Source organism: Halomonas sp. SIMBA_159, assembly GCF_046536035.1.
GTDB classification, from domain to species: domain Bacteria; phylum Pseudomonadota; class Gammaproteobacteria; order Pseudomonadales; family Halomonadaceae; genus Vreelandella; species Vreelandella venusta_A.
In genome coordinates this window covers 1-265 of record NZ_JAWJBT010000761.1, presented here as the reverse complement: position 1 = coordinate 265, position 265 = coordinate 1, and the positions used below count along the sequence as shown (strand labels likewise).

Annotated in this window: 1 protein-coding gene; it reads left to right on the top strand. The window is 66.8% G+C overall.

Annotated elements, in window-relative coordinates; genetic code table 11:
* Positions 1 to 265 (top strand): hypothetical protein (locus R0J87_RS21255; RefSeq protein WP_498888772.1); only part of this gene is annotated, 265 nt, incomplete at both ends.

Below are 265 nucleotides of genomic sequence, written 5' to 3'. Positions count from 1 at the left end.
GCCGGAGTTCACGGCAGCCCTCTTCCGCATCGCCGTGGCCAACATCCGAAAGCCCCCGCTGCTGGTCGTCGGTGGCGTCGACACCCTCGCCAGCGTCGAGGGCTCCCGGCGTCTCCGTGAGCGCCTCATCGCTCTCGGTGCCGAGCAGACCGTCATCATGGCCGACGTCAACGGCGTCGAGAAGCAGGACGGCATCACCGATGTGATCGAGGTCCACAACCTCACCGACCACGAATTCGCGGTCCTGGAACGAGAGGTCACCGGC